Here is a 19,552-nt window from a genome sequence, read left to right as displayed (position 1 = left end):
GGTCGGCCCGCGGACACGCGCCGGCGCTCGATCCCTCGCTCGATACTACTTACCGTTTGTATGGTAGAAAACCTCATGCACGCACAGGTCGTGGGGTTAGCCTAACGGGTGCGGCACCTAGAGGTACCACACCATGTCCAGCGATCAACGAGAGCCGGTCAAGACGATCTGTCCGTACTGCGGTGTCGGGTGCGGAATCAAAGTACAGCCCGGTGACGAACCAGGCGACGTCCAGTTCATGCCCTGGGGCGACGCCCCGGTCAACGAGGGACGGATCTGTATCAAAGGCGGGGCGGCGACGGAGGTGGTCGACCACGAGGATCGACTGACCGACCCGCTGATCGAGGAAGACGGCGAGTTCCGCGAGGCGTCCTGGGAGGAGGTCTACGAGTACATCGTGGGCGAACTCGAGCGGATTCGCGACGAGTACGGCCCGGACGCGATGGGCTTTTTCGGTTCCTCGAAGGTGATGAACGAGGAGAACTACCTCCTCCAGAAGCTGGCCCGTCGCTACGGCACGAACAACGTCGACAACTGCACGCGGATGTGCCACGCCTCGACGGTCTGGGCGCTGCGCACGAGCCTCGGCGCGGGGGCGATGACGAACAGCATGCGGGACCTCCGCGAGGAGGCCGACGTGTTCTGGATTCAGGGGGCGAATCCCGGCGAGCAACACCCCATCGCCAACAGCCAGTACTTCCGGCAGGCGGTGCTGGAGGGCGCGACCGTCATTCAGGTCGATCCCCACGCGAACAAGACGACGCGGTCGTTCCAGATCGACGACACCGACCGCCACCAGCACCTGCAGTTGAACCCGGGAACGGACATCCCGCTGCTCAATATCGTCCTCAAAACGATCCTCGAGCACCACGAGGAGAACCCCGAGGACGGCTGGATCGACGAGGAGTTCATCGAGGAACGGACGGAGGGGTTCGATCACCTGAAAGAGACGCTCGAGGACTTCGACAAGCGAGCGGCGGCCGAGGAGTGTGGCGTCCCGCTCGAGGAGATCGAACTGGCGGCAGAGAAGTACGCGACGGCGGACAACGCGGCCATCTTCACCGGGATGGGAATGAGCCAGCACGCCTGCGGCGTCGACAACGTCCAAAACGAGATCAACCTCGCGCTGATCACGGGCAACCTCGGGCGACCCGGAACGGGCGTGAACCCGCTGCGGGGCCAGAACAACGTTCAGGGGACCTGCGACGTCGGTGCGATGCCGAACGTGCTGCCGGGCTATCAGCTGGTCGACGACGACGAGGCCCGCGAGTCGGTCGAGGAGGTCTGGGGCTTCGACATTCCGGACGAGCCCGGCCTGACGAACGTCGAGATCTCCTACGAGGCCGGCGACTCGATCAAGGGACTCTACGTCATGGGCGAGAACCCCGTGATGAGCGAGCCCGACGCCAACGCCGTCGCCGAACGCCTGAAAGAACTCGAGTTCACGGTCGTCCAGGACATCTTCATGACCGAGACGGCGGAGTACGCGGACGTCATTCTGCCCGCGACGACCTGGGCCGAACGCGGCGGCACCGTCACCAACACCGACCGCCGGGTCCAGCGGATGCGCGGCGTGGGGAAAGTCCACGAGAACACGAAGCACGACCGCGAGATCCTGAGCGAGATCGGGACGCGTCTGTTCGGCAGCGAGGAGCGAAGCTCCTCGGAGAGCCGGACGGAGTCCGGCGGGAAATTCGACTTCGAGGATCCGGAGGAGATCTTCGAGGAGCTCCGGCAGGTCTGCCCGAGCTACCACGGAATGACCTACGAGCTGCTGGGCGAGGAGGGGCTGCACTGGCCCTGCTACGAACCCGGCGACGAGGGCGATCCGTTCCTCTACGAACACGAGTTCGACACGGAGAGCGGCCGCGGCCATATCGAGGGCGTCGATCACCAGCCGCCCGCCGAGACGCCGGACGACGAGTACCCGCTGATCCTCACGACGGCCCGGCTCGAGGAACACTACAACACCGGCACGATGAGCACGCGCTCGCCGACGCTCAACAAGCAGACGCCGGAGAACTTCGTCGACGTCCACCCTGCCGACGCCGAGCGCTACGGCATCGAGGACGGCGAGTACATCCGGCTCCGCTCGCGGCGGGGGGAGATCACGCTCGAGGCACAGGTCACCGAGGACACCAAGGAGGGCGTCGTCTGGACGACGCCGCACTTCGCCGCCGCGTCGGCGAACAAGCTCACGAACCACGTGCTCGACGACCGGGCGAAGATCCCCGAGTACAAGGCCGCCGCCGCGGAGATCGACGTCGATATCGAACCGCTCGACGAGACCGCCGATCCCGCGGCCGAGGACGACTGACGCCTCGTCGCGCCTCCGTTTCACGGGCCGTCCGATACACCGGCCAGCTCGAGCCACGGGTCGGCGCTCGATTCGGACGCGACGAGTTCGACAACCGGTTCGTTACACCCCGCACAGACCGAGCTGATCCCGATCCGGGGCCGTCGACAGCAGTGCTCGAGGCGCTCCGCCGTCGTCCTCACCTCGCTCCCACAGCCCGGGCAGCGCTCGCGGAGCAGTCGCAGCCCCGTCAGGAGGTCGCGGCGCTCGTCGACCCCGAGGTCGTCCCAGCCGTCGATTCGAGAACGGAGCTCGGGCGCTGCGGCCGTGTCCGCCGCGAGCGCTGCCGTCGATTCCCACCGGATCCGCCTGATGCCGTCGAGAACGAAGGCTACGTCGTCGAGGCGGTCGACCTCCTCCGCACCGAGCATCGATTGCAACTCATCGGAACCCGGTTCCGCTGCGCCTCCGCTCGAGAGTCGTTCGTCCCATCGGGTCTCGAAGCCGGCGCTCAGCCGGATGGATTCGCCTCGAGCGGTCGCGACGTCGGCGGCGGTGAGAACCGCTGCCAGTTCGTCGGGCGACACCGTCTCGATCGTCGGACCCGTCCGCGGCGACTTGTCGAATAACTCGAGCGCGCGCTCGGGAAGATAGCGCCGGGTGAGCGTCGGCGTCCCCGGGACCAGATAGCCCCGAACGCGGATGAGGAGGAGCGCCGCTGCGAACGCGAGAGCGCCGACGGGGACGGAGACCGCAACGCCGAGGCCGACCGCCAGGGCGAGCCCGAGGACGACGTTAACCGCCGTACACGGCAAACACCGATTTTCACCGGTGTACTCGGGTTGCTCGAGATGCGCGAGCGTATCCGGGATGTCGATCACCGGCGATCACTGCAGTACGGTACGTGGAGATGGACCAAAAAACGCCTTCGCCCGAGTGCGCCCGCAGAACCGGGTCCGAACGCCCGGTATGCTCCCGCTGACTCGAGTCCCGCGCCGCTCACGACGGGATTCCGAACCTCGTCGTTACTTTATAACGCGATATGGCCACACGAATGTCTCAAACAGTGTAGTATTAGTGAACGAAACGGTAGGTTATTATTGGTTTGTGGTAACAATTAACATAGTACGGAATCAAGTGTCCGAGTCAGAGGAACCATGACTGAACTCGGCGGTTTCCAGGACCGCGTCGCACGAATCGATCTCTCGGACGGGGACGTCGCCTACGAGTCGATCCCGGACGAGGACGCGAAGAAGTATATCGGGGCACGGGGACTCGGGGTGAAGTACGTCTTCGATCAGGGACCGGACGTCGATCCGCTCGGGCCGGACAACCTGCTCGCCTTCATGAACGGGCCGTTGTCGGGGACGCAGGTGACGATGAGCGGTCGGATCGCCATCTGTACGAAGTCGCCGCTGACCGGCACGGTCACCGACAGCCACCACGGCGGCTGGTCCGGTGCCCGGCTCAAGTGGGCCGGCTTCGACGGATTGTTGTTCGAAGGGCAGGCCGACGAGCCGGTCTACGCCTACGTCGAGGACGGCGAAGTGGAACTGCGAGACGCCTCCCACCTCTGGGGGAAGGGGTTCCACGAGACCCGCGATGCGATCGAAGAGGAGGTAGAGGGCTCATACGGCAAGAACCTGAGCATCATGGGGATCGGGACCGCGGGCGAGAACCTGGTCCGATACGGCAACATCATGAACGAGGACGACCGCGCTTCGGGACGCGGCGGCACGGGCTGTGTCGCCGGGTCGAAGAAGCTCAAAGCGGTCGTCGTCAAATCGGGCACGAGAATGCCCAAACCGGCGGATCAGGAGACGTTCAAGGAGGGGCACATGCAGGCGATGCAGGCCATTCAGGAGTCGGAGGTCACCGCGCCCAACGAGGGCGGCCTCTCGATGTACGGGACGAACGTCCTCATGAACATCACCGAGGAGATGGACGGGCATCCGACGAAGAACGGCGTCTACACCTCCGGCGATTCTTACAACGAGGGCGAAGCGGACCGACCGCACGACCTCGACGCGGAGCGCATCAGCGGCGAGAACGTCCGCGAGAACATCCTCGTGGACGAGCCGACCTGTCACTCCTGTCCCGTCGCCTGCAAGAAGGAGGTCGAGGTCGACGTGATGCACAAGGGCGAGGAGATGAACGTCCGGATGGAGTCCTACGAGTACGAGTCCGCGTGGGCGCTCGGGACCAACTCGGCGAACGACGACCGAGACAAGATCGCCGTCATGATCGACCGGTGTAACGACTTCGGGATGGACACCATCGATACGGGCAACATCCTCGCGATGGCCATGGAGATGAGCGAGAAGGGATACATCGACGAGGACATCGACTGGGGCGACCCCGAGCAGATGATCGACATGATCGAGCGGATCGCCCACCGCGAGGACGACCTCGCGCACACGCTGGGTGAGGGTGCAGAACGGATCGGCGAGGCGTTCGACGCGCACGACTCCCGACTGGACGTCAAAGGCGAGACCATCGCTGCCTACGATCCCCGCTGTATGAAGGGCATGGGCATCGGTTACGCGACCTCGAACCGCGGGGCCTGCCACCTGCGAGGATACACCCCCGCCGCGGAGATCCTCGGCATTCCGGAGAAGGTCGACCCGTACGAGTGGGAGGGCAAGGGCGAGCTCACCGCCCAGTTCCAGGACCTCCACGCCATCAGCGACTCCTTCGACATCTGCAAGTTCAACGCCTTCGCGGAGGGCATCGAGGAGTACGTCACCCAGTACAACGGGATGACCGGCCGGGACGTCTCCGAGGACGAACTCCTCGAGGCCGGCGAACGCGTCTACAACCTCGAGCGCTACTACAACAACCTCGTCGGCTTCGACGGCAGCGACGACTCGCTGCCAGAGCGCTTCCTCGAGGACGGCATCCGCGGCCAGGGTGCAAGCGAGGGCGAGTACTGCGAACTCGCGGAGATGAAAGAGGAGTACTACGACTACCGCGGCTGGGTCGACGGCGTCGTTCCCGACGAGAAACTCGACGAGCTCGGGATCGAGGTCGGACCCGGAACCGGCGTCAGCAGTGAGGGTGGTGTGACTGCATCGGGCGACGACTGACTCCGCGGCGGCGGGTTCGCGTCGGAGCGGCCGGCTGACGCAACCGTCGTTCGACGGATCGCATCTACAGATAAATTTGAAATATAGTGTCTATAGCACATCTTCACTGAGATTCATTTCTGTTTCAAGCATATCGGTTTAGATATCGTGCCTAAATGCGGGTATCATTGGTAAGTATTATCAAATCTGCCACTGGAGTAGCACGTGGTCCTATACCATGGTAGAATACACCATACCAGACGCGACGAGCGCGGACCACCGTGATCTGGCGACGACGCTCGGCGTCGATGCGCCCGAAAGCGGGGACGTAACGTGGGACCTGCTCGCGGGGCAGGTCCAACCGCGGGGCGATTCGGCGTTCGGCTCGCGGGGCGAGGCGATTCGGACCGATCTGGCCGGCCGACTCGATCGCGACGTACTCGAGCGGGAACGAGAGACCATCGCGAACGAAATCGGTCGCTTGCCGGCCGTTCGCGATGTCGGCGTGCCCGACGGACCGGACGGGCCGTATACGACGGTTGCCGAACCGGGGTGGCGTCTCTACGACCACCTGCTCGAGGTCGGGTTCTTCGAGAGTCTCGACGAGAACCTGCCGCGGTTCGCGGCGGACCAGATCGAGACCACGACGCGCGAACTGATCCTCGCGGACCCCCTGTCGTCGGCGCTCGACGACGTCGGGTTCGACGAAGCGGAGAAGACGGCGCTGCTGACGGCGGTCGCGAACAACGACGAGCGACTCGCCCGTTGGGTGCCGTCGAACCAGATTCCAGAGGGGGTCGAGTTCGAGACCGAAACCGTCCCGCCGCTCCATCAGCGCGCGATGGGCGGGACGCTGCTGTGGATCCGCGGACTCGACAGACACCTCTGGCAGAACGAGGTGATGATTACCGACGAGATCCTCGATGACGCGGTCGGCTACGTGAAGGCGATGCTGGGCGGACTGTTCGTCTCGGCGACAGCCGCGTGCGATCTCGCCGGGGACGGCCGGTTCACGGACGAACAGTTGACCGCCGCGTTCACCGCTGGCGCGGCCGTTCAGATCGTCAGTCAGGAAGACCTGCTGCACGACGTCTTCTACATCACCGACGACATGCGCGCGCCGAGCGAACTGAGGTGATCCTCCATGGCACTACGCAACGACAGGGCCGTTCAGGCCGCACGCGACATCGAACTGAGAGAGATCGACGACGGCTACACGCTGGTTGGGGGGCCAGAGGAATCGGTTACCCAACAACACGACACCGACCGCATTCCGGAGGTCGACGTCGATCAGGAGATGCTGAGCGACACGGGCGACGATCCCGAGTCGTGGCTCATGTACGGCGGGAACTACGAACAACACCGCGCGACGACCGCCGACACCATCACGCCCGAGAACGTCGGTGACCTCGAGCTCGAGTACGAGCTGTCGGTCGGGACGGGCTCGAGCATGGAGGGGACGCCCATCGTCGTTCCGGGCGACCCGCCGGTCATGTACCAGACGAACGGGCCGAACCACATGAAGGCGATCGATCCCCGCGAGGGGGAGGTCCTCTGGAGTTACACGTACGCGCCCCCGATCGGCGTCGAACTCTGTTGTGACGACAACAACCGCGGGGCGGCCGTTCTCGGCGACACGGTGTACATGACGACGCTCGATTCGGGGGTCGTCGCGCTGGACCGCTACACCGGTGAGGAAGTCTGGCACACGAGCACCGCAGATCACACGGAAGGGTACTCCGCGACGTGGGCACCGGTGATCCGCGACGGGACGCTGTACACGGGCAGCGCCGGCGGTGAGTACGGCGTGCTCGGGTTCGTCGCCGCCCTCGACGCCGAGAGCGGCGAGATACAGTGGCAGACCGATACGCTGCCGGAGGACGAGTGGGTCGGCGCGAGCCGGGAGCACGGCTGCGGCACGACCTGGATGACGCCGACGATCGACGAGGACCGGGAGGTCCTCTACACGGCGGTCGCGAATCCCGGGCCGGACTTCGACGGCACGGTCCGTCCGGGACCGAACTTCCCCACGTGCGGCACGATCTCGCTGGACCTCGAGAGCGGGGAGTTCCAGTGGGGCTTCCAGAGCAGTCCTCACGACGTCTGGGACTACGACTCGGTCGCGCCGCGCGTGCTAGTTCGCGACGTGGAGGTCGAGGGCGACTCGATGGACATCGTCGCCGGCTCCGACAAGACCGGATGGGTCTACATGATGGACGCCGAGTCGGGTCAGCTCCACGAGCGCAGTCAGGAGATCTGCCAGCACATCAATATGTGGGAGATGATTCCCCACATTAGCCAGGACGAACGGACGCCGTTCGTTCCCGGCGCGCCGGGGGGCAACGACTGGCAGCCGCCGTCGTACAACCCGGCGACGGGGCTCGTGTACGTCGTCCACCAGAACTACCCGCAGGACCTCTACTGGCGCTACGAGGAGTTCGATCAGGGGAATCCCTACTGGGGCGGCGGGCTGGACGATCCGGCCAGCGAGTTCCCGGACGAGTGGAACGGCGCGATCACCGCCTTCGCAGCGGTCGATCCGGCGACGGGCGAACGCGTCTGGCGCGACTGGATCGAGAGCGAGGACGACCTTTACATGTGGGGCGGATCGCTGTCGACCGCGACGGGACTCGTGTTCAACGGCACCCAGAACGGCAACCTCGTCGCCTACGACGGCGAGAGCGGCGAGCGCCTCTGGGAGCACGGGTTCGACGTGCCGATCAGCGCCTCGCCGATGAGCTGGTACGACCCCGGCGAGGAGAAGCAGTACGTCGCCGTTCAGGTCGGCGGCAGCGGCTGGCTCCGACAGGGACCGCGCGGCGACACCCTCGCCGTGTTCTCGATGGGGAACTGACTGACGACCAAGCGAATATACGACACAACCATGACGAACGAACAACGTTCACGCGACGACGTCTCGCGCCGCAGGCTATTGCAAGGGACGGCGGCGCTCGCCGGAACGGCTGCCGTCGGGTCGGCGAGCGCGTACCGCGACGAGATCGACTTCCTGCTCCCGGCGACGCAGAACGACGGCGAGGGGCGGACGTTCCAGATACTCGGCATCGTCGGCGGCTGGGTCGGCGTCGCACCCCACGAGATCGACGCCAAGTCCAACCCGACGCTCCGGCTGATCGAGGGCGAACGACACGAGGTCGTCTGGACGAACGGCGACGGCTCGACGCACAACTTCAACATCACCGCCGGCAGCGCGCTCGACGACGACGCCGAGGTACTCGAGGCCACCGAGTCGCTGACCGAACAGGGCGAGACGACGTCGCTCGAGTTCACCGCGAGCGAGGAGATGGAGGAGTACTTCTGTGCGCCTCATCCGGCCCAGATGCGCGGCCCGGTCGAACTGATTCAGCCCGGCGACGTCCACGAACTGGTGGTCCACGTCGAGAACGAAGCGGGCGAGCCCCTCGGGGCGGAAGTGTTCATCGATGGGACGCACTCGTTCTCGAACATCGCCGCTCGACCGGACCCGACGGAGCAGGCGGAAGACGAGATGGCGGTCGCCCGCTTCGACATGCTCGAGGACGGCGAGTACGAACTCGAAGTCTGGACGTACGGCCACGAACGGGTTACGGACACGGTAACGATCGACGGCGGCGATCAGGAAGTCACCGTCACGGTGCCGACCACCGATCCGAGCGAACCGGCCGCCACCTACTCGATGCGCCTCGAGGAGGGCCAGTGGGTCGGTCAGCACCCCGACGCGATCGCCGACGAGACGAATCCGACGCTCGAACTCGAGGCGGGCGAATCCTACACCGTCGAGTGGGAGAACGCGATCGGTCGCCTCGATCCGGAGGGAGAAAACAGGTTCTACGAACCGCTCCCCGGTCACAACTTCGTGATCGCCAGCGACGGCGACACCAACGAGTGGAACACGTACGTCCGATCGGACTTCACCGACGCCGTGGGCGAGACACAGACGGTCAAATTCGTCGCGAAAGAGGAAATGGGCGTCTATCTGGATCAGTCGCAACTCGACGCCGTTGGCGACCTCTCCGTCAGCGGGGAGTCGACGACCGACGCGGGCGACGTGACGGTCGAAACGGACGCTACGGACGGCAACGAGACGGACGGAGTCAGTGGCAACGAGACGGACGGAGTCAGTGGCAACGAGACGGACGGAATCGGTGGCAACGAGACGGATGGAATCGGTGGCAACGAGACGGACGGAGTCAGTGGCAACGAGACGGATGGAATCGGTGGCAACGAGACGATCGCGGCGGACGGCAACGAGACGAGCGGTAACGAGACAGGGTAGTCGAAGCGAAACCGAAACGGGCGGTCGCGACCGCTCCGGGGATCGCTTTTCCGTTTATTCACCCTCGAGGGGCTCCCCTCGCCGATCGATTCGCGTCGCGGGGAGGCCGGCTCGATCGGCGTGTTCGCGGATCGCATCCTCACCCTCGGCTTGGTAGTGGCAGAACGTGCCGGTGACCCGTCCGTCCTCGTTCGTCATCACCTCTGATTCGACCCAGCGGATCTCCGTCCCCTCGTCCCGGAGTTCTTCCAGCGCCCGTCCGGACTGTTCGCCCGCGGCCTCGAGTTCGTCCTCAGTGATCGGTTCGTCGAGCGATCGCAGTATCAGGAAGTCGGTCAACTCCCGGTTGGACATTAGTTCCACCACCCACGTGTTTGAGTCCCACGGTAATGAAAGTGGGACGAACGACTACCGCCCCCCGTCACGAACGGATCGAACGATTTCGGACCGACTGCGTCAGTCCGCCGGCTCGCCGCGGCTCTCGCGCTCGAGCGTCGTCACGGCGACCCCCGCGATCACGACGACGCCGCCGCCGACCGTGATCGCGTCGGGGACCTCCGCGAGCAAGAGGAGCGCGAGCAGGGTCGCGCCCACCGGTTCGCCGAGCCAGGCGACGCTGACGACGACCGACTCGAGGTGCTCCAGCGCCCAGTTGCTCACCGTGTGGCCGAGGACCCCCGGACCGACGGCCAGCCCGAGGAAGAGGAGCCACTCTCGAGGGGGGTAGCCGACGTAGGAGTGACCTTGCACGCCCACGAGGAGGAACAGGGTGAGCACGCAGGCGCCGTAGACGACGGTCACGTAGGGAAACACCGGAACGCGCTGGCGGATCGAGCGGCCGGCGAGGGTGTAGCAGGCGACGGTCACCGCGCCCAGCAACGCGAGCGAATTGCCGTACACCGTCGCACCGGAGAGGGCCGCGTGGTCCGCACCGCCCAGCGACATCGCGGCGGCCCCGGCGATCGAGACGACGATGCCGACCACCGTCGCGCGGTTGATCCGTTCGCCCAGGAAGAGGCCCGCACCGAGGGCCACGAAAACCGGCTGGACCTGAACGATCGTGACGCTCGCGGCGACGCTGGTGTGCGAGAGGCTCTCGAACCAGGCGGCGAAGTGGATCGCCAGCGCGACGCCGGCGACGACGGCACCGGCGAGGTCGCGTCGCGACAGCCGCGCGAAGGCCGCGCGATGACGAGTCAGGGCGATCGGAGCGACCAGTACCGTCGTGAAGAGCACGCGGTAGAAGGCCGCCACCGAACTCGGCGCCGCGCTCCAGCGCACGAGGATCGCGCTGGTGCTCGCCGCGAAGACCGCGAACGCGAGCGCGAGCGCCGGCGTGACCTCGAGGTCGACGTTCACGTGCTATCGCACTCGTCTGCGCGGTCAAACGGGTTCCGAAACCGGCGCAAGAGGGGTCCGCAGTGGCTGACTTCGCCGTGGTCGAGCCCGCCGGCCGCAATAGCGGTTCGAATCGCTCCCTATTCGTCCGGCAGGCGCGTTCCCCGGTAGATCGAGGCGAGCTCGAGGTCGACCTCGTCGAGTCCGATGATGATGTCCTCCTCCGGGGAGAGGTCCTCGGCCGCCCACTCCTCGAGAAACGAGACCGCAGCCTCGCGGTCGGCGTACGGGCGCGGATCGATTCCCATGGGGTCCTCGGCGGCCTCCTCGTCGGTGATGAGAACGAAGTGAGCACCGGTGGCGTCGATGAGGTCGCCCGTTCCATAGTCGGTTATCCAGGCACCGGCGACCGGCGAATCGGGCGTCGACGAGACCGTGTACGCGAACAGACACCCCGGCGAGTCGAAGACCGCTGCCAGCCCGTTCTCGTGGACGAGCTGGCCCTTCCCGAAGTAATCGTTCGCAGTCATGCCACAGACCGCACAGCGATGTCCGTCGGGGATCTCGAAGGGGCCCTCAGTGACGTCCTCGAGCGAGGGTTCGTACACCTGTGCCGGGGGTTCGTCGTCAGTGTCGTCCTCGTCGCGTTCGGGCTGGGTACCGCCGAGACAGCCCGCGATACCGGTGGCGATCCCCGCGCCCAGCGTGCCCAGCAGCCCCCGCCGCTCGAGTCCCTCGCGTTCGGTCATACTCTCCGTTAGCGGCCCAGCTATCAAAACGATCGTGGTACGCCTCTCGAATCCGACGGCCGCCGTTCGGTTCGGCAGTGTGACTGTTCGGTCACTCTAACTTCGCTTTCGCCAGCCGGTGGCGCGCTCGGAACATGGCTTCGAACCCGATCTTCGAAACGGGTGCGACCGCATCGCCGAGCTCACCCAGCGGGAGTTCGTACTCGACGCGGTCCCGGAGCCTCGTCCGATCGCCGTCGGCGTGGAAGGTGTGGGTGTGCTCCCAGTGATCGAACGGGCCGTGGACCATCTCGTCGCGGAAGTACGCCGAGCCGTCCTCGCGCTCGCGAGCCGTGATCACCGAGGTCCAGTGCTGGCGCGGTCCCACGCCGAACGGCCGCATCGACAGCGCGATCTCCGATCCGGGCTCGAGCACGTCCGGGTCCGGCGCGCCGTCCGGCCCGATCACGCGTTCGACGCGCAGGTTCATCCAGTCGGGGGTCACCGCCTCGAGTCCGGAAATTCGCGAGTTGAACGCCCAGACCTCCTCGAACGGGGAGTCGACGGTCGTTTCGCGTTCGTACGTCTGCATCTGTAGCTCTCCGTACGAGGGCCAGCCGGAAAACGTGAATCCCAACGATGGGTGACGACGGGTCGATTCCGCGGGGTTACTTCAGCCGCTCTTGCAGGAAAGAGGGATGGGCGGCGGTGACGCCCTCGATCTCGAGGATCGCCTCGGAGATCGTTTCGCCGAGGGCGTCGCCGTCCTCGGCGCGTACTTCTGCCATCAGCATGTGGTCGCCGCTGGAGCTGTACAGCGCCTCGACCTCCTCGAGATCCTTCAGCGCCTTCGTCGCCTTGACGTAGCGCTCGCTCGCCACGTCGATCCCGACCAGCGCGATCGTCTGGCTCGAGAGCTTCTTGGGGTCGACGTCGGCCGAATAGCCGACGATGACGCCCTCCTCCTCGAGCTGATTGATGTACTTTCGGACGGTCGGTTTCGACACGTTCGCCCGCTCCGCGATCTCCGCATAGGACGCCTGTGCGTCCTCTTCGAGAACATCGAGAATGCGATCTTCCGTCGCCTGGGTACTCATGAGAGTATGTTTTGCTCGGGCGGAAAAATATCTTTTGTATACGAAAACGACGGATATCCGAACGGAAGACGGCCGACTGCCGGGTTCGAGAATCCGTAACTCGGATCGCGCGACCGCCGGACTTATTCTCCCGCTGGGCCGACGTTCGGCATCGAAATGGTCGATCCGAACCTCGTCAGCGGTACCGTCTGGATCGTCTGTGGGCTCGCGATTCTGGGTCTGGGCTACCTGATCGCGTTTCGCGGGCGGGCGGACCTGCACGCGAACTACGACGAGTCGGTCGACCCGGCACACGTTTCGCGGTGGGCCGGCGGCACGGCCCTCCTCATGGGACTGCTCGTCGTCGCCTACGGCGTCCGCGAGACGATTTACGGGTTCCAGCCCCGTCTGCTCGCCGGGTTGATCGTCGCCTTGCTCGTTCTGAGTTATCTCTCGAAGCTGTTCGCCGGCGGATTGGGTGCCGGTGAGTGATCGGGCCAGTTCGCTCCTCGCGGGACGCTGACGGAGCGACGCGCTCACGGGGCCGAATTCACCGCTCAGACCGACGAAACGGTGTATCGAAAACGAAATCCGAACTGCAGATGACGGTCGGGGCCGGGCCGCCGACCGTCGGCTATGGGACGGACGGGTCGCGAGTCGGCGCGCTCAGGTGTGACGCTCGAGCAGGTCGTAACTGCGCTCCCACTCGGCGTCCTCGTCGAAGTAGCGCTCGGCGAGTGGCTGTTCCGGCAGCTCGCCGACGGCGGCCTTCTCTTCCTGATAGGACGGGCGGTCCTCGTCGACGTAGTAGCGGCCGGTCAGGACGGTGCCCTCGTTGAGCACGTCCTCGGTCTCGTACATCATCTCGGCGGCCTCGCGCCGGTCCGTCACGTCGAAGTCGTAGTCGTCGGACTCCTGAACGTCGATGTAGGGGACGTACTGCCGCGCGTCCTTGTTCCAGGTCGGACACTGGGTCAGGAAGTCGACGTGGGCGAAGCCGTCGTGTTCGATTGCCTCGGCGATGATCTCCTTGGCCTGGTTCGGATTGACGGCGGCGGTGCGGGCGATGTAGCTCGCGCCGGCGTTCAGCGACAGCGAGAGCGGCCGCAGCGGCGTCTTCGCGCTGCCCGAGGGCTGGGTCTTGGACTTGTGACCCTTCGGGCTCGTGGGCGAGGTCTGGCCCTTCGTCAGGCCGAAGATCTCGTTGTTGAACACGATGTAGGTCATGTCGTGGTTCTCCCGGGCCGTGTGGATGAAGTGGTTTCCACCGATCCCGTAGCCGTCGCCGTCACCGCCGGCGGCGATGACCTCGAGGTCCGTGTTCGCCAGTTTGGCGGCGCGGGCCACGGGCAGCGAGCGGCCGTGGATCGTGTGGAAGCCGTACGTGTCGAGATAGCTGTTCAGCTTGCCGGAACAGCCGATCCCGGTGACGGTCAGCACTTCTTCGGGCGTCTTGCCGACTTCCGGCAGGGCCTGTTTGAGCGACTTCAGGACGCCGAAGTCGCCACAGCCCGGACACCAGGTCGGCTGCGGTTCGACGCCGGGGGTGAACTCGTCCCGGTCGATCTCGCGTTCCTCTCCGATGGCGTTGAATGCACTCATAGTTCAGTCACCTGCAGCGGGTTCGATTCGTACCTGTGCGGTCGGCTGGCGGTCCTCGTCGGCGACGTTGACCTCGTAGCCCTCGACGATCTCGGCGGGCTCGAAGGGGTTGCCGTTGTACTTCAGCAGGCTGGTCATCTTCTCGCCGTACCGGCCCAGTTCCTTCTGGATCAGGCCGCGGAACTGCGCGGTGGCGTTCATCTCGACGACCATCGCCTCGTCGACGCTCTCGAGGAACTCGGTCATCTCGGCCTCGGGGAACGGCATCATGTCGGAGACGCTGACTCCCTTGACGGAGTGGCCGTTCTCGTTGAGCCGCTCGACGGCTTCGTTGACGGCACCATGGGACGAGCCCCACGTGATGATGCCGTAATCGGCCGTCTCGTCGCCGAAGTACGTCTGGTTGGAGTCGTGTTCCTCGTCGAGCTCCGCCCGGATGGAGTCGAGCTTCTCGATGCGCCGCGTCATCTGTGCGACGCGGTTGTCGGGGTCCTCGCTGATGTGGCCGACGGGCGAGTGCTCGTTCCCGGTCGCGAGGTAGCGCCCGCCCTTCTGGCCGGGCAGCGACCGCGGCGCGACGTTGTTCTCGGCGTCCTCGTAATTGAACCGCTTGAACTTGCCGCTCGCGTCGTGGGCGGCCTCCGCGAGTTCGTCTTCGGTCAGCGTCGCGCCCAGATCCGGCTCGGGTTCGCGGTCGAAGAACTCGACGTCGACGTTCTTGTTCTCGCCGGAGAGCTTCTGGTCGTAGATGACGATCGCCGGCAGCTGGTAGTCCCACGCGATCTCGAAGGCGAGTCTGGTCTGCTCGTAGGCCTCCTCGATGCTGCTGGGAGCGAAGACGACTCGAGACGAGTCGCCCTGACTCGTGTAGAGGACGAACTCGAGGTCGCCCTGTTCGGGTTTCGTCGGCATCCCGGTCGAGGGGCCGGCCCGCATCGATTCGACGAGGACGAGCGGGGTCTCGGTCATCTCCGCGAGTCCGAGCGGTTCGGACATGAGCGCGAAGCCACCGCCGGAGGAACCGGACATGGCTTTCGCACCAGCGTGGCTCGCGCCGAGTGCGAGCGCGGCAGCGGCGATCTCGTCTTCGACCTGCTCGGAGACGCCGCCCATGTCGGGGAAGTTCTGGGCGAGGATGGTGAACACGTCCGTCCACGGCGTCATCGGGTAGCCGGCGATGAACCGGCAGCCGGCGTCGATCGCGCCGTAGGCGATCGCGTTCGAGCCCGACAGGAGCGCCTGTTCGGTCTCGTGAGAGCCTTCGGGGGCGCGCAGTTCGTGTTCGAACTCGTACTCCTCCCTGGTCGTCTCGTAGGCCTCGTGGAGGATCTCGAGGTTCGCCTCGAGGACGTCGCCGCCCATGGCGTCCGACATCAGGTCCTCGATGTGCTCGAGGTCCATGTCGAGCAGCGCCGCCGTCACGCCGACGCCGGCGGTGTTGCGCATGACCTCGCGGCCGTGTTCCCGGGCGAGCCCGCGGAGGTCCATCGGGAAGACGTGCCAGTCGTTCTCCTCGGCGCGGGCCTCGAGATCGATCGCTTCGACGTCCTCCTCGCTGACGAGACCCTCGTCGTAGACGATGATCCCGCCCTCTCGGAGGTCGTCGAGGTTCTCCGACAGGGGTTTGATCTCTTCGTTCCCGTAGTAGGCCTCTTCCTGGGGATTGCGGGCGAACGAGTCGCCCAGCGAGAGCAGGAAGTTGTAGCCGTCACCGCGTGACTGTACCTCGCGGTCTGCGGCTCGGATCTCGACGTACGTGTGGCCACCGCGGATCCGCGACGGATAGTGGCGGTGTGTGAATACGTCCAGCCCCGAGCGCATCAGCGCCTTGGCGAAGTTCTGGCTCGTCGAGTCGATTCCGTCGCCGGAACCGCCCGCGATTCGCCAGATGAGTTCGTCGCTCATAGATGGATCAGTGGCCGATGGGCCAACCGTACCCGGAATTTCGCACTACCGTGCCTAAAGCCTTTGCTATAGATTACCAAGGATCTTTCGTGAAGAATGGACATCCATTGAAGAATATGTATGAAAGATCATTACTATTGGAGGGAAACGCGTTCATAATTGTCTACAACTGTGGGGAACTGCTGTCGCGTTTCCGCCGGTTGAACGTGACGCGCGCGACGCCGTGTCATAGTATCACTCGAGACCGTCCGGCACGGCCGGCTCGAGGCCGGTTTCGTCGAAGAAGTCGGTGAGAAAGTCGACGCGGTCGGGGATTTCGGCCGGGTGGTGTGAGTCCGTGCCGACGGTCACGGCGACGTCGTGTTCGCGGAGGACGGTCAGGAACGACTCGGACGGATGGACGACGGCGGCGTCGGCCAGCGCTCGTCCGGCGTTGACCTCCGGAACCGTCCGCGAGTCGGCAACTGCCTGTGCCACTCGCCGGTAGTGGTCCTCGGTCGCCCGCCCCCGTAACGGCGGCGTCCGCTCGAGCAAGTCCACGTGAGCCGCGATATCGAACAGTTCCGACTCGACGAGCGCGACGAGTCGGTCGAAGTACCCGTCGACGACCGCATCGCGTTCGGCGTCGGACATGTCTTCGAAGTGCGAGGCGATCTGTACGTTGTGTCCGTCGACGTCGTGCACGCTCCCGATCGCGTAGTCGAAATCCGCTTCCGAGAGAAAGCCGTCGATGGCCGGTTCGTCGCGGGGATCGTAGTCCATCTCGACGGCGTCGTAGATCTCGATCTCGGAGTCGTCCCGCAGCCGTTCGATTCCCCGTCGGCGCCGTTCGTAGGTGAGGTCGAGGTTGAACCCGTAGACGCTCCGCATCGATTCCGGGCGCTCGCGTCGGGCGACGTTGCAGTGGTCCGCGAAGCCGACCCCCTCGAGACCGGCCGATTCCGCGGCCCGAACCATCGATCTGAGAAAGTCCCCGTCCGAGTAGTTCGAGTGGACGTGAAAATCCCGCATACGCTCTCGACCACGGGCGGCGTGTTAGTCGTTTTGCTCGCGGAACGCGTCCGAATCCTGAGATCCGCGGGCGGTGAGACGGCGTTTTCGGTTCCCGTCAGACGATGCGGATAGCTCGCTGAACGGACGGAGTAACACCGTAGTAATCAGCTAACCCCGGTATCCGCGAGCGCTTAAGTCGGTCTCTCCCCGAGACGAACGTACAGACACATCCGAAATGTCACAACAGAAATCAGATTACGTCGCCGATACGGAAATCGACGCACAGCTCGACGACCTCCCGACCGATGCGGCCATCGAGGAGACCGTCGAAAACCTCGAGGCCAACGGTTTCGAGGTCGTCGTCGCCGACTCCGCCGAGGAGGCCCTCGAAACGGTTCAGTCGCACATCCCCGCCGGCGCGTCGGTGATGAACGGCCACTCCACGACGCTCGAGGAGATCGGCTTCGCCGACTACCTCTCCGAGGGCGACCACGAGTGGGAGAGCCTGGCGGACGAGATCTGGAGTATCGACGACGATGCAGAGCGCCAGACCGCTCGCCGCGAGTCACAGACCGCCGACTACTTCCTCGGCGGCATCAACGCGATCGCTCAGACCGGCGAACTCGTCGCGGCCGATCGCTCCGGCAGTCGAATCGGCGCGTATCCCTTCGCCGCGGGCAACCTCGTCATCGTCAGCGGCGTCAACAAGATCGTACCGACGCTCGACGACGCGCTCGAGCGCCTCGAGTCGGTCGCCTATCCCCTCGAGAACGAACGAGCGCAGGAGGCCTACGGCGTCGATTCCGCGATCGCCAAGCAACTCATCTTCCGACGGGAACTCGAAGAGGGTCGCACGACCGTCGTTCTGATCCGCGAGCAGCTGGGATACTAACTCGGTCGCGCTCGGGACGCGGGTCTCTGCAGTACAGGGACGGCACTCGAGACGATTCGGTCCGTTTCAACACTTCTAGTACCGCCTACCGCAGATGTCCGAGAACCGAACGGACGAGAGAGCGTCCTGACCGGCGAGCTACTCGTTTCGCGGGCTGCTCGGGTGGTAGTCCGTGTCGTACTCGCCGGGCCGGTCGTCGACGCGGTCGGGGTTGATCCGGCCCGACAGGAGCATGAAGTCGACCAGCGTCAGCGCGAGCATCGCCTCGACGACGGGGACGCCGCGGGGCGGGAGGACGGGGTCGTGGCGACCGATGACCTGTTCCTCTTTGAGTTCGCCGGTCTCCCAGTCGGCGGTCTGCTGGGACTTGGGGATCGACGTCGGCGCGTGGAGCGTCACTTCGCCGTAGATCGGCTCGCCGGAGCTGATCCCGCCCTGGATGCCGCCGTGGTCGTTCTCGACGGGAACCGGGTTGCCATCGTCGTCGAACTCCCAGTCGTCGTTTCGCTCCTTGCCGGTCCACTCGGCGGCGTCGGTCCCGAGGCCGAACTCGAAGGCCGTCGTCGCCGGCACCGACATCATCGCCTGTCCCAGCCGGGACGACAGCGAATCGAACCGAGGCGCGCCGAGGCCGACGGGGACGCCCTGCGCCTCGAAGTAGATGCTGCCGCCGATCGAGTCGCCTTCCTCCTGGTACTCCGCGATCCGGTCTTGCATCCGCTCGGCGGTCTCGGGATGCGCACAGCGGACGTCGTTTTCCTCGCTGTGTTCCTTGATCTCCTCGAAGCTCACGTCCGGCGCTTCGATGTCGCCGATCTGGTTGACGTGGGCCTTGAGTTCGACTCCCTCTCGAGCGAGGATCTTCTTCGCGATCGCGCCGGCCGCGACCCAGTTGACCGTCTCGCGGGCCGAGGAGCGGCCGCCGCCGCCCCAGTTACGCGTGCCGAACTTGGCGGAGTAGGTGAAGTCGCCGTGGCTGGGCCGGGGCGCGGTGATGAAGGGCTCGTACTTGCCCGAGCGCGCGTCCTTGTTCTGGATGACCAGCCCGATCGGCGTTCCCGTCGTGTAGCCGTCCTGAATCCCCGACTTGATCGAGACGGCGTCGGGTTCGCCGCGGCTGGTCGTGATCATCGACTGGCCCGGCTTTCGCCGGTCGAGATCCGCCTGAATGTCCTCCTCGGTGAGCTCGAGGCCGGCGGGACAGCCCGAGACCGTACAGCCCATCGCCTCCCCGTGGCTCTCGCCGAACGTGGTCACCTGAAAGAGGCGACCGAAGCGGTTGCCGTTCATTACCACGTCCTCTGGGACGCGGACACTTAGCGGTGCAGGATTCGCGGGAGACCCGCGAGCGCCGGGCCGCCCGTCGCTCGAGCGATCCCGCCCT

At 65.3% G+C, this 19,552-nt stretch carries 17 protein-coding genes; 7 read left to right on the top strand and 10 right to left on the bottom strand.

The window, feature by feature from the left end; all coding sequences use genetic code 11:
- Window positions 1–133 precede the first annotated feature (133 nt).
- Complete coding sequence (gene fdhF, locus NDI89_RS06240) at window positions 134–2,317, top strand: formate dehydrogenase subunit alpha (protein WP_277520652.1); 2,184 nt, start codon at window positions 134–136, stop codon at window positions 2,315–2,317.
- Window positions 2,318–2,337: 20 nt separating this feature from the next.
- On the opposite strand, the gene NDI89_RS06235 is transcribed toward fdhF, so the two are convergent.
- The gene (locus NDI89_RS06235) at window positions 2,338–3,177 is read right to left on the bottom strand and encodes a DUF8054 domain-containing protein (protein ID WP_277520651.1); all 840 of its coding nucleotides are present in this window, start codon (window positions 3,175–3,177) and stop codon (window positions 2,338–2,340) included.
- Between the two features lie 276 nt (window positions 3,178–3,453).
- Here NDI89_RS06235 and NDI89_RS06230 point away from each other — a divergent pair, with 276 nt between their 5' ends.
- From NDI89_RS06230 to NDI89_RS06215, 4 genes are all read left to right on the top strand, one after another.
- Complete coding sequence (locus tag NDI89_RS06230; RefSeq protein WP_277520650.1) at window positions 3,454–5,382, top strand: aldehyde ferredoxin oxidoreductase family protein; 1,929 nt, start codon at window positions 3,454–3,456, stop codon at window positions 5,380–5,382.
- Between the two features lie 217 nt (window positions 5,383–5,599).
- A complete protein-coding gene (locus NDI89_RS06225; RefSeq protein ID WP_277520649.1) occupies window positions 5,600–6,499 on the top strand; it encodes a hypothetical protein in 900 nt (299 codons plus the stop codon).
- A 6-nt stretch (window positions 6,500–6,505) separates the two neighbouring features.
- Window positions 6,506–8,215: a pyrroloquinoline quinone-dependent dehydrogenase gene (locus tag NDI89_RS06220; protein WP_277520648.1), complete on the top strand. Its 1,710-nt coding sequence runs from the start codon at window positions 6,506–6,508 to the stop codon at window positions 8,213–8,215.
- Between the two features lie 30 nt (window positions 8,216–8,245).
- The gene (locus NDI89_RS06215) at window positions 8,246–9,634 is read left to right on the top strand and encodes a cupredoxin domain-containing protein (protein WP_277520647.1); all 1,389 of its coding nucleotides are present in this window, start codon (window positions 8,246–8,248) and stop codon (window positions 9,632–9,634) included.
- Window positions 9,635–9,688: 54 nt separating this feature from the next.
- Here the strand turns inward: NDI89_RS06215 and NDI89_RS06210 are convergent, their stop codons facing one another.
- The 5 genes from NDI89_RS06210 to lrpA1 all read right to left on the bottom strand — a co-directional run bounded on the left by NDI89_RS06210 (window position 9,689) and on the right by lrpA1 (window position 12,797).
- Window positions 9,689–9,988: a DUF4242 domain-containing protein gene (locus tag NDI89_RS06210; protein WP_277520646.1), complete on the bottom strand. Its 300-nt coding sequence runs from the start codon at window positions 9,986–9,988 to the stop codon at window positions 9,689–9,691.
- A 102-nt stretch (window positions 9,989–10,090) separates the two neighbouring features.
- Window positions 10,091–10,993 (bottom strand): DMT family transporter, encoded by a 903-nt coding sequence (locus NDI89_RS06205; protein ID WP_277520645.1) that lies wholly within the window; start codon window positions 10,991–10,993, stop codon window positions 10,091–10,093.
- A 119-nt stretch (window positions 10,994–11,112) separates the two neighbouring features.
- Window positions 11,113–11,721, bottom strand: a complete 609-nt coding sequence (locus NDI89_RS06200; protein WP_277520644.1) for a nitrous oxide reductase accessory protein NosL — start codon at window positions 11,719–11,721, stop codon at window positions 11,113–11,115.
- Between the two features lie 91 nt (window positions 11,722–11,812).
- Complete coding sequence (locus NDI89_RS06195) at window positions 11,813–12,292, bottom strand: SRPBCC family protein (RefSeq protein ID WP_277520643.1); 480 nt, start codon at window positions 12,290–12,292, stop codon at window positions 11,813–11,815.
- A 76-nt stretch (window positions 12,293–12,368) separates the two neighbouring features.
- Complete coding sequence (gene lrpA1, locus NDI89_RS06190) at window positions 12,369–12,797, bottom strand: HTH-type transcriptional regulator LrpA1 (RefSeq protein ID WP_277520642.1); 429 nt, start codon at window positions 12,795–12,797, stop codon at window positions 12,369–12,371.
- A gap of 156 nt (window positions 12,798–12,953) precedes the next feature.
- Here lrpA1 and NDI89_RS06185 point away from each other — a divergent pair, with 156 nt between their 5' ends.
- A complete protein-coding gene (locus tag NDI89_RS06185) occupies window positions 12,954–13,268 on the top strand; it encodes a hypothetical protein (protein ID WP_277520641.1) in 315 nt (104 codons plus the stop codon).
- 174 nt (window positions 13,269–13,442) lie between these two features.
- On the opposite strand, the gene NDI89_RS06180 is transcribed toward NDI89_RS06185, so the two are convergent.
- From NDI89_RS06180 to NDI89_RS06170, 3 genes are all read right to left on the bottom strand, one after another.
- A complete protein-coding gene (locus NDI89_RS06180) occupies window positions 13,443–14,378 on the bottom strand; it encodes a thiamine pyrophosphate-dependent enzyme (protein ID WP_277520640.1) in 936 nt (311 codons plus the stop codon).
- Window positions 14,379–14,381: 3 nt separating this feature from the next.
- Window positions 14,382–16,283 (bottom strand): 2-oxoacid:acceptor oxidoreductase subunit alpha, encoded by a 1,902-nt coding sequence (locus NDI89_RS06175; protein WP_277520639.1) that lies wholly within the window; start codon window positions 16,281–16,283, stop codon window positions 14,382–14,384.
- A 234-nt stretch (window positions 16,284–16,517) separates the two neighbouring features.
- Window positions 16,518–17,294, bottom strand: a complete 777-nt coding sequence (locus NDI89_RS06170; protein ID WP_277520638.1) for a PHP domain-containing protein — start codon at window positions 17,292–17,294, stop codon at window positions 16,518–16,520.
- A 217-nt stretch (window positions 17,295–17,511) separates the two neighbouring features.
- On the opposite strand from NDI89_RS06170, the gene NDI89_RS06165 reads away from it, so the two are divergent.
- Window positions 17,512–18,168, top strand: a complete 657-nt coding sequence (locus NDI89_RS06165) for a lactate utilization protein (RefSeq protein ID WP_277520637.1) — start codon at window positions 17,512–17,514, stop codon at window positions 18,166–18,168.
- A 138-nt stretch (window positions 18,169–18,306) separates the two neighbouring features.
- Here the strand turns inward: NDI89_RS06165 and aroC are convergent, their stop codons facing one another.
- Entirely contained in the window at window positions 18,307–19,458 is a 1,152-nt protein-coding gene (gene aroC, locus NDI89_RS06160; RefSeq protein ID WP_277520636.1) for a chorismate synthase, read from the bottom strand.
- Window positions 19,459–19,552: the final 94 nt, after the last annotated feature.

The sequence above is a fragment of the Natrinema salsiterrestre genome (assembly GCF_029502005.1).
GTDB lineage: Archaea > Halobacteriota > Halobacteria > Halobacteriales > Natrialbaceae > Natrinema > Natrinema salsiterrestre.
This window is presented reverse-complemented; position numbering and strand designations above follow the sequence as displayed.

Bases quoted from the DNA above. Each gene is read 5' to 3' on its own strand.
- NDI89_RS06195 (WP_277520643.1), bottom strand. From the start codon at position 12,292: ATGCAGACGTACGAACGCGAAACGACCGTCGACTCCCCGTTCGAGGAG.
- NDI89_RS06230 (WP_277520650.1), top strand. From the start codon at position 3,454: ATGACTGAACTCGGCGGTTTCCAGGACCGCGTCGCACGAATCGATCTC.
- aroC (WP_277520636.1), bottom strand. From the start codon at position 19,458: ATGAACGGCAACCGCTTCGGTCGCCTCTTTCAGGTGACCACGTTCGGC.
- lrpA1 (WP_277520642.1), bottom strand. From the start codon at position 12,797: ATGAGTACCCAGGCGACGGAAGATCGCATTCTCGATGTTCTCGAAGAG.
- NDI89_RS06170 (WP_277520638.1), bottom strand. From the start codon at position 17,294: ATGCGGGATTTTCACGTCCACTCGAACTACTCGGACGGGGACTTTCTC.
- NDI89_RS06220 (WP_277520648.1), top strand. From the start codon at position 6,506: ATGGCACTACGCAACGACAGGGCCGTTCAGGCCGCACGCGACATCGAA.
- NDI89_RS06165 (WP_277520637.1), top strand. From the start codon at position 17,512: ATGTCACAACAGAAATCAGATTACGTCGCCGATACGGAAATCGACGCA.
- fdhF (WP_277520652.1), top strand. From the start codon at position 134: ATGTCCAGCGATCAACGAGAGCCGGTCAAGACGATCTGTCCGTACTGC.
- NDI89_RS06215 (WP_277520647.1), top strand. From the start codon at position 8,246: ATGACGAACGAACAACGTTCACGCGACGACGTCTCGCGCCGCAGGCTA.
- NDI89_RS06225 (WP_277520649.1), top strand. From the start codon at position 5,600: ATGGTAGAATACACCATACCAGACGCGACGAGCGCGGACCACCGTGAT.
- NDI89_RS06180 (WP_277520640.1), bottom strand. From the start codon at position 14,378: ATGAGTGCATTCAACGCCATCGGAGAGGAACGCGAGATCGACCGGGAC.
- NDI89_RS06175 (WP_277520639.1), bottom strand. From the start codon at position 16,283: ATGAGCGACGAACTCATCTGGCGAATCGCGGGCGGTTCCGGCGACGGA.
- NDI89_RS06210 (WP_277520646.1), bottom strand. From the start codon at position 9,988: ATGTCCAACCGGGAGTTGACCGACTTCCTGATACTGCGATCGCTCGAC.
- NDI89_RS06200 (WP_277520644.1), bottom strand. From the start codon at position 11,721: ATGACCGAACGCGAGGGACTCGAGCGGCGGGGGCTGCTGGGCACGCTG.
- NDI89_RS06185 (WP_277520641.1), top strand. From the start codon at position 12,954: ATGGTCGATCCGAACCTCGTCAGCGGTACCGTCTGGATCGTCTGTGGG.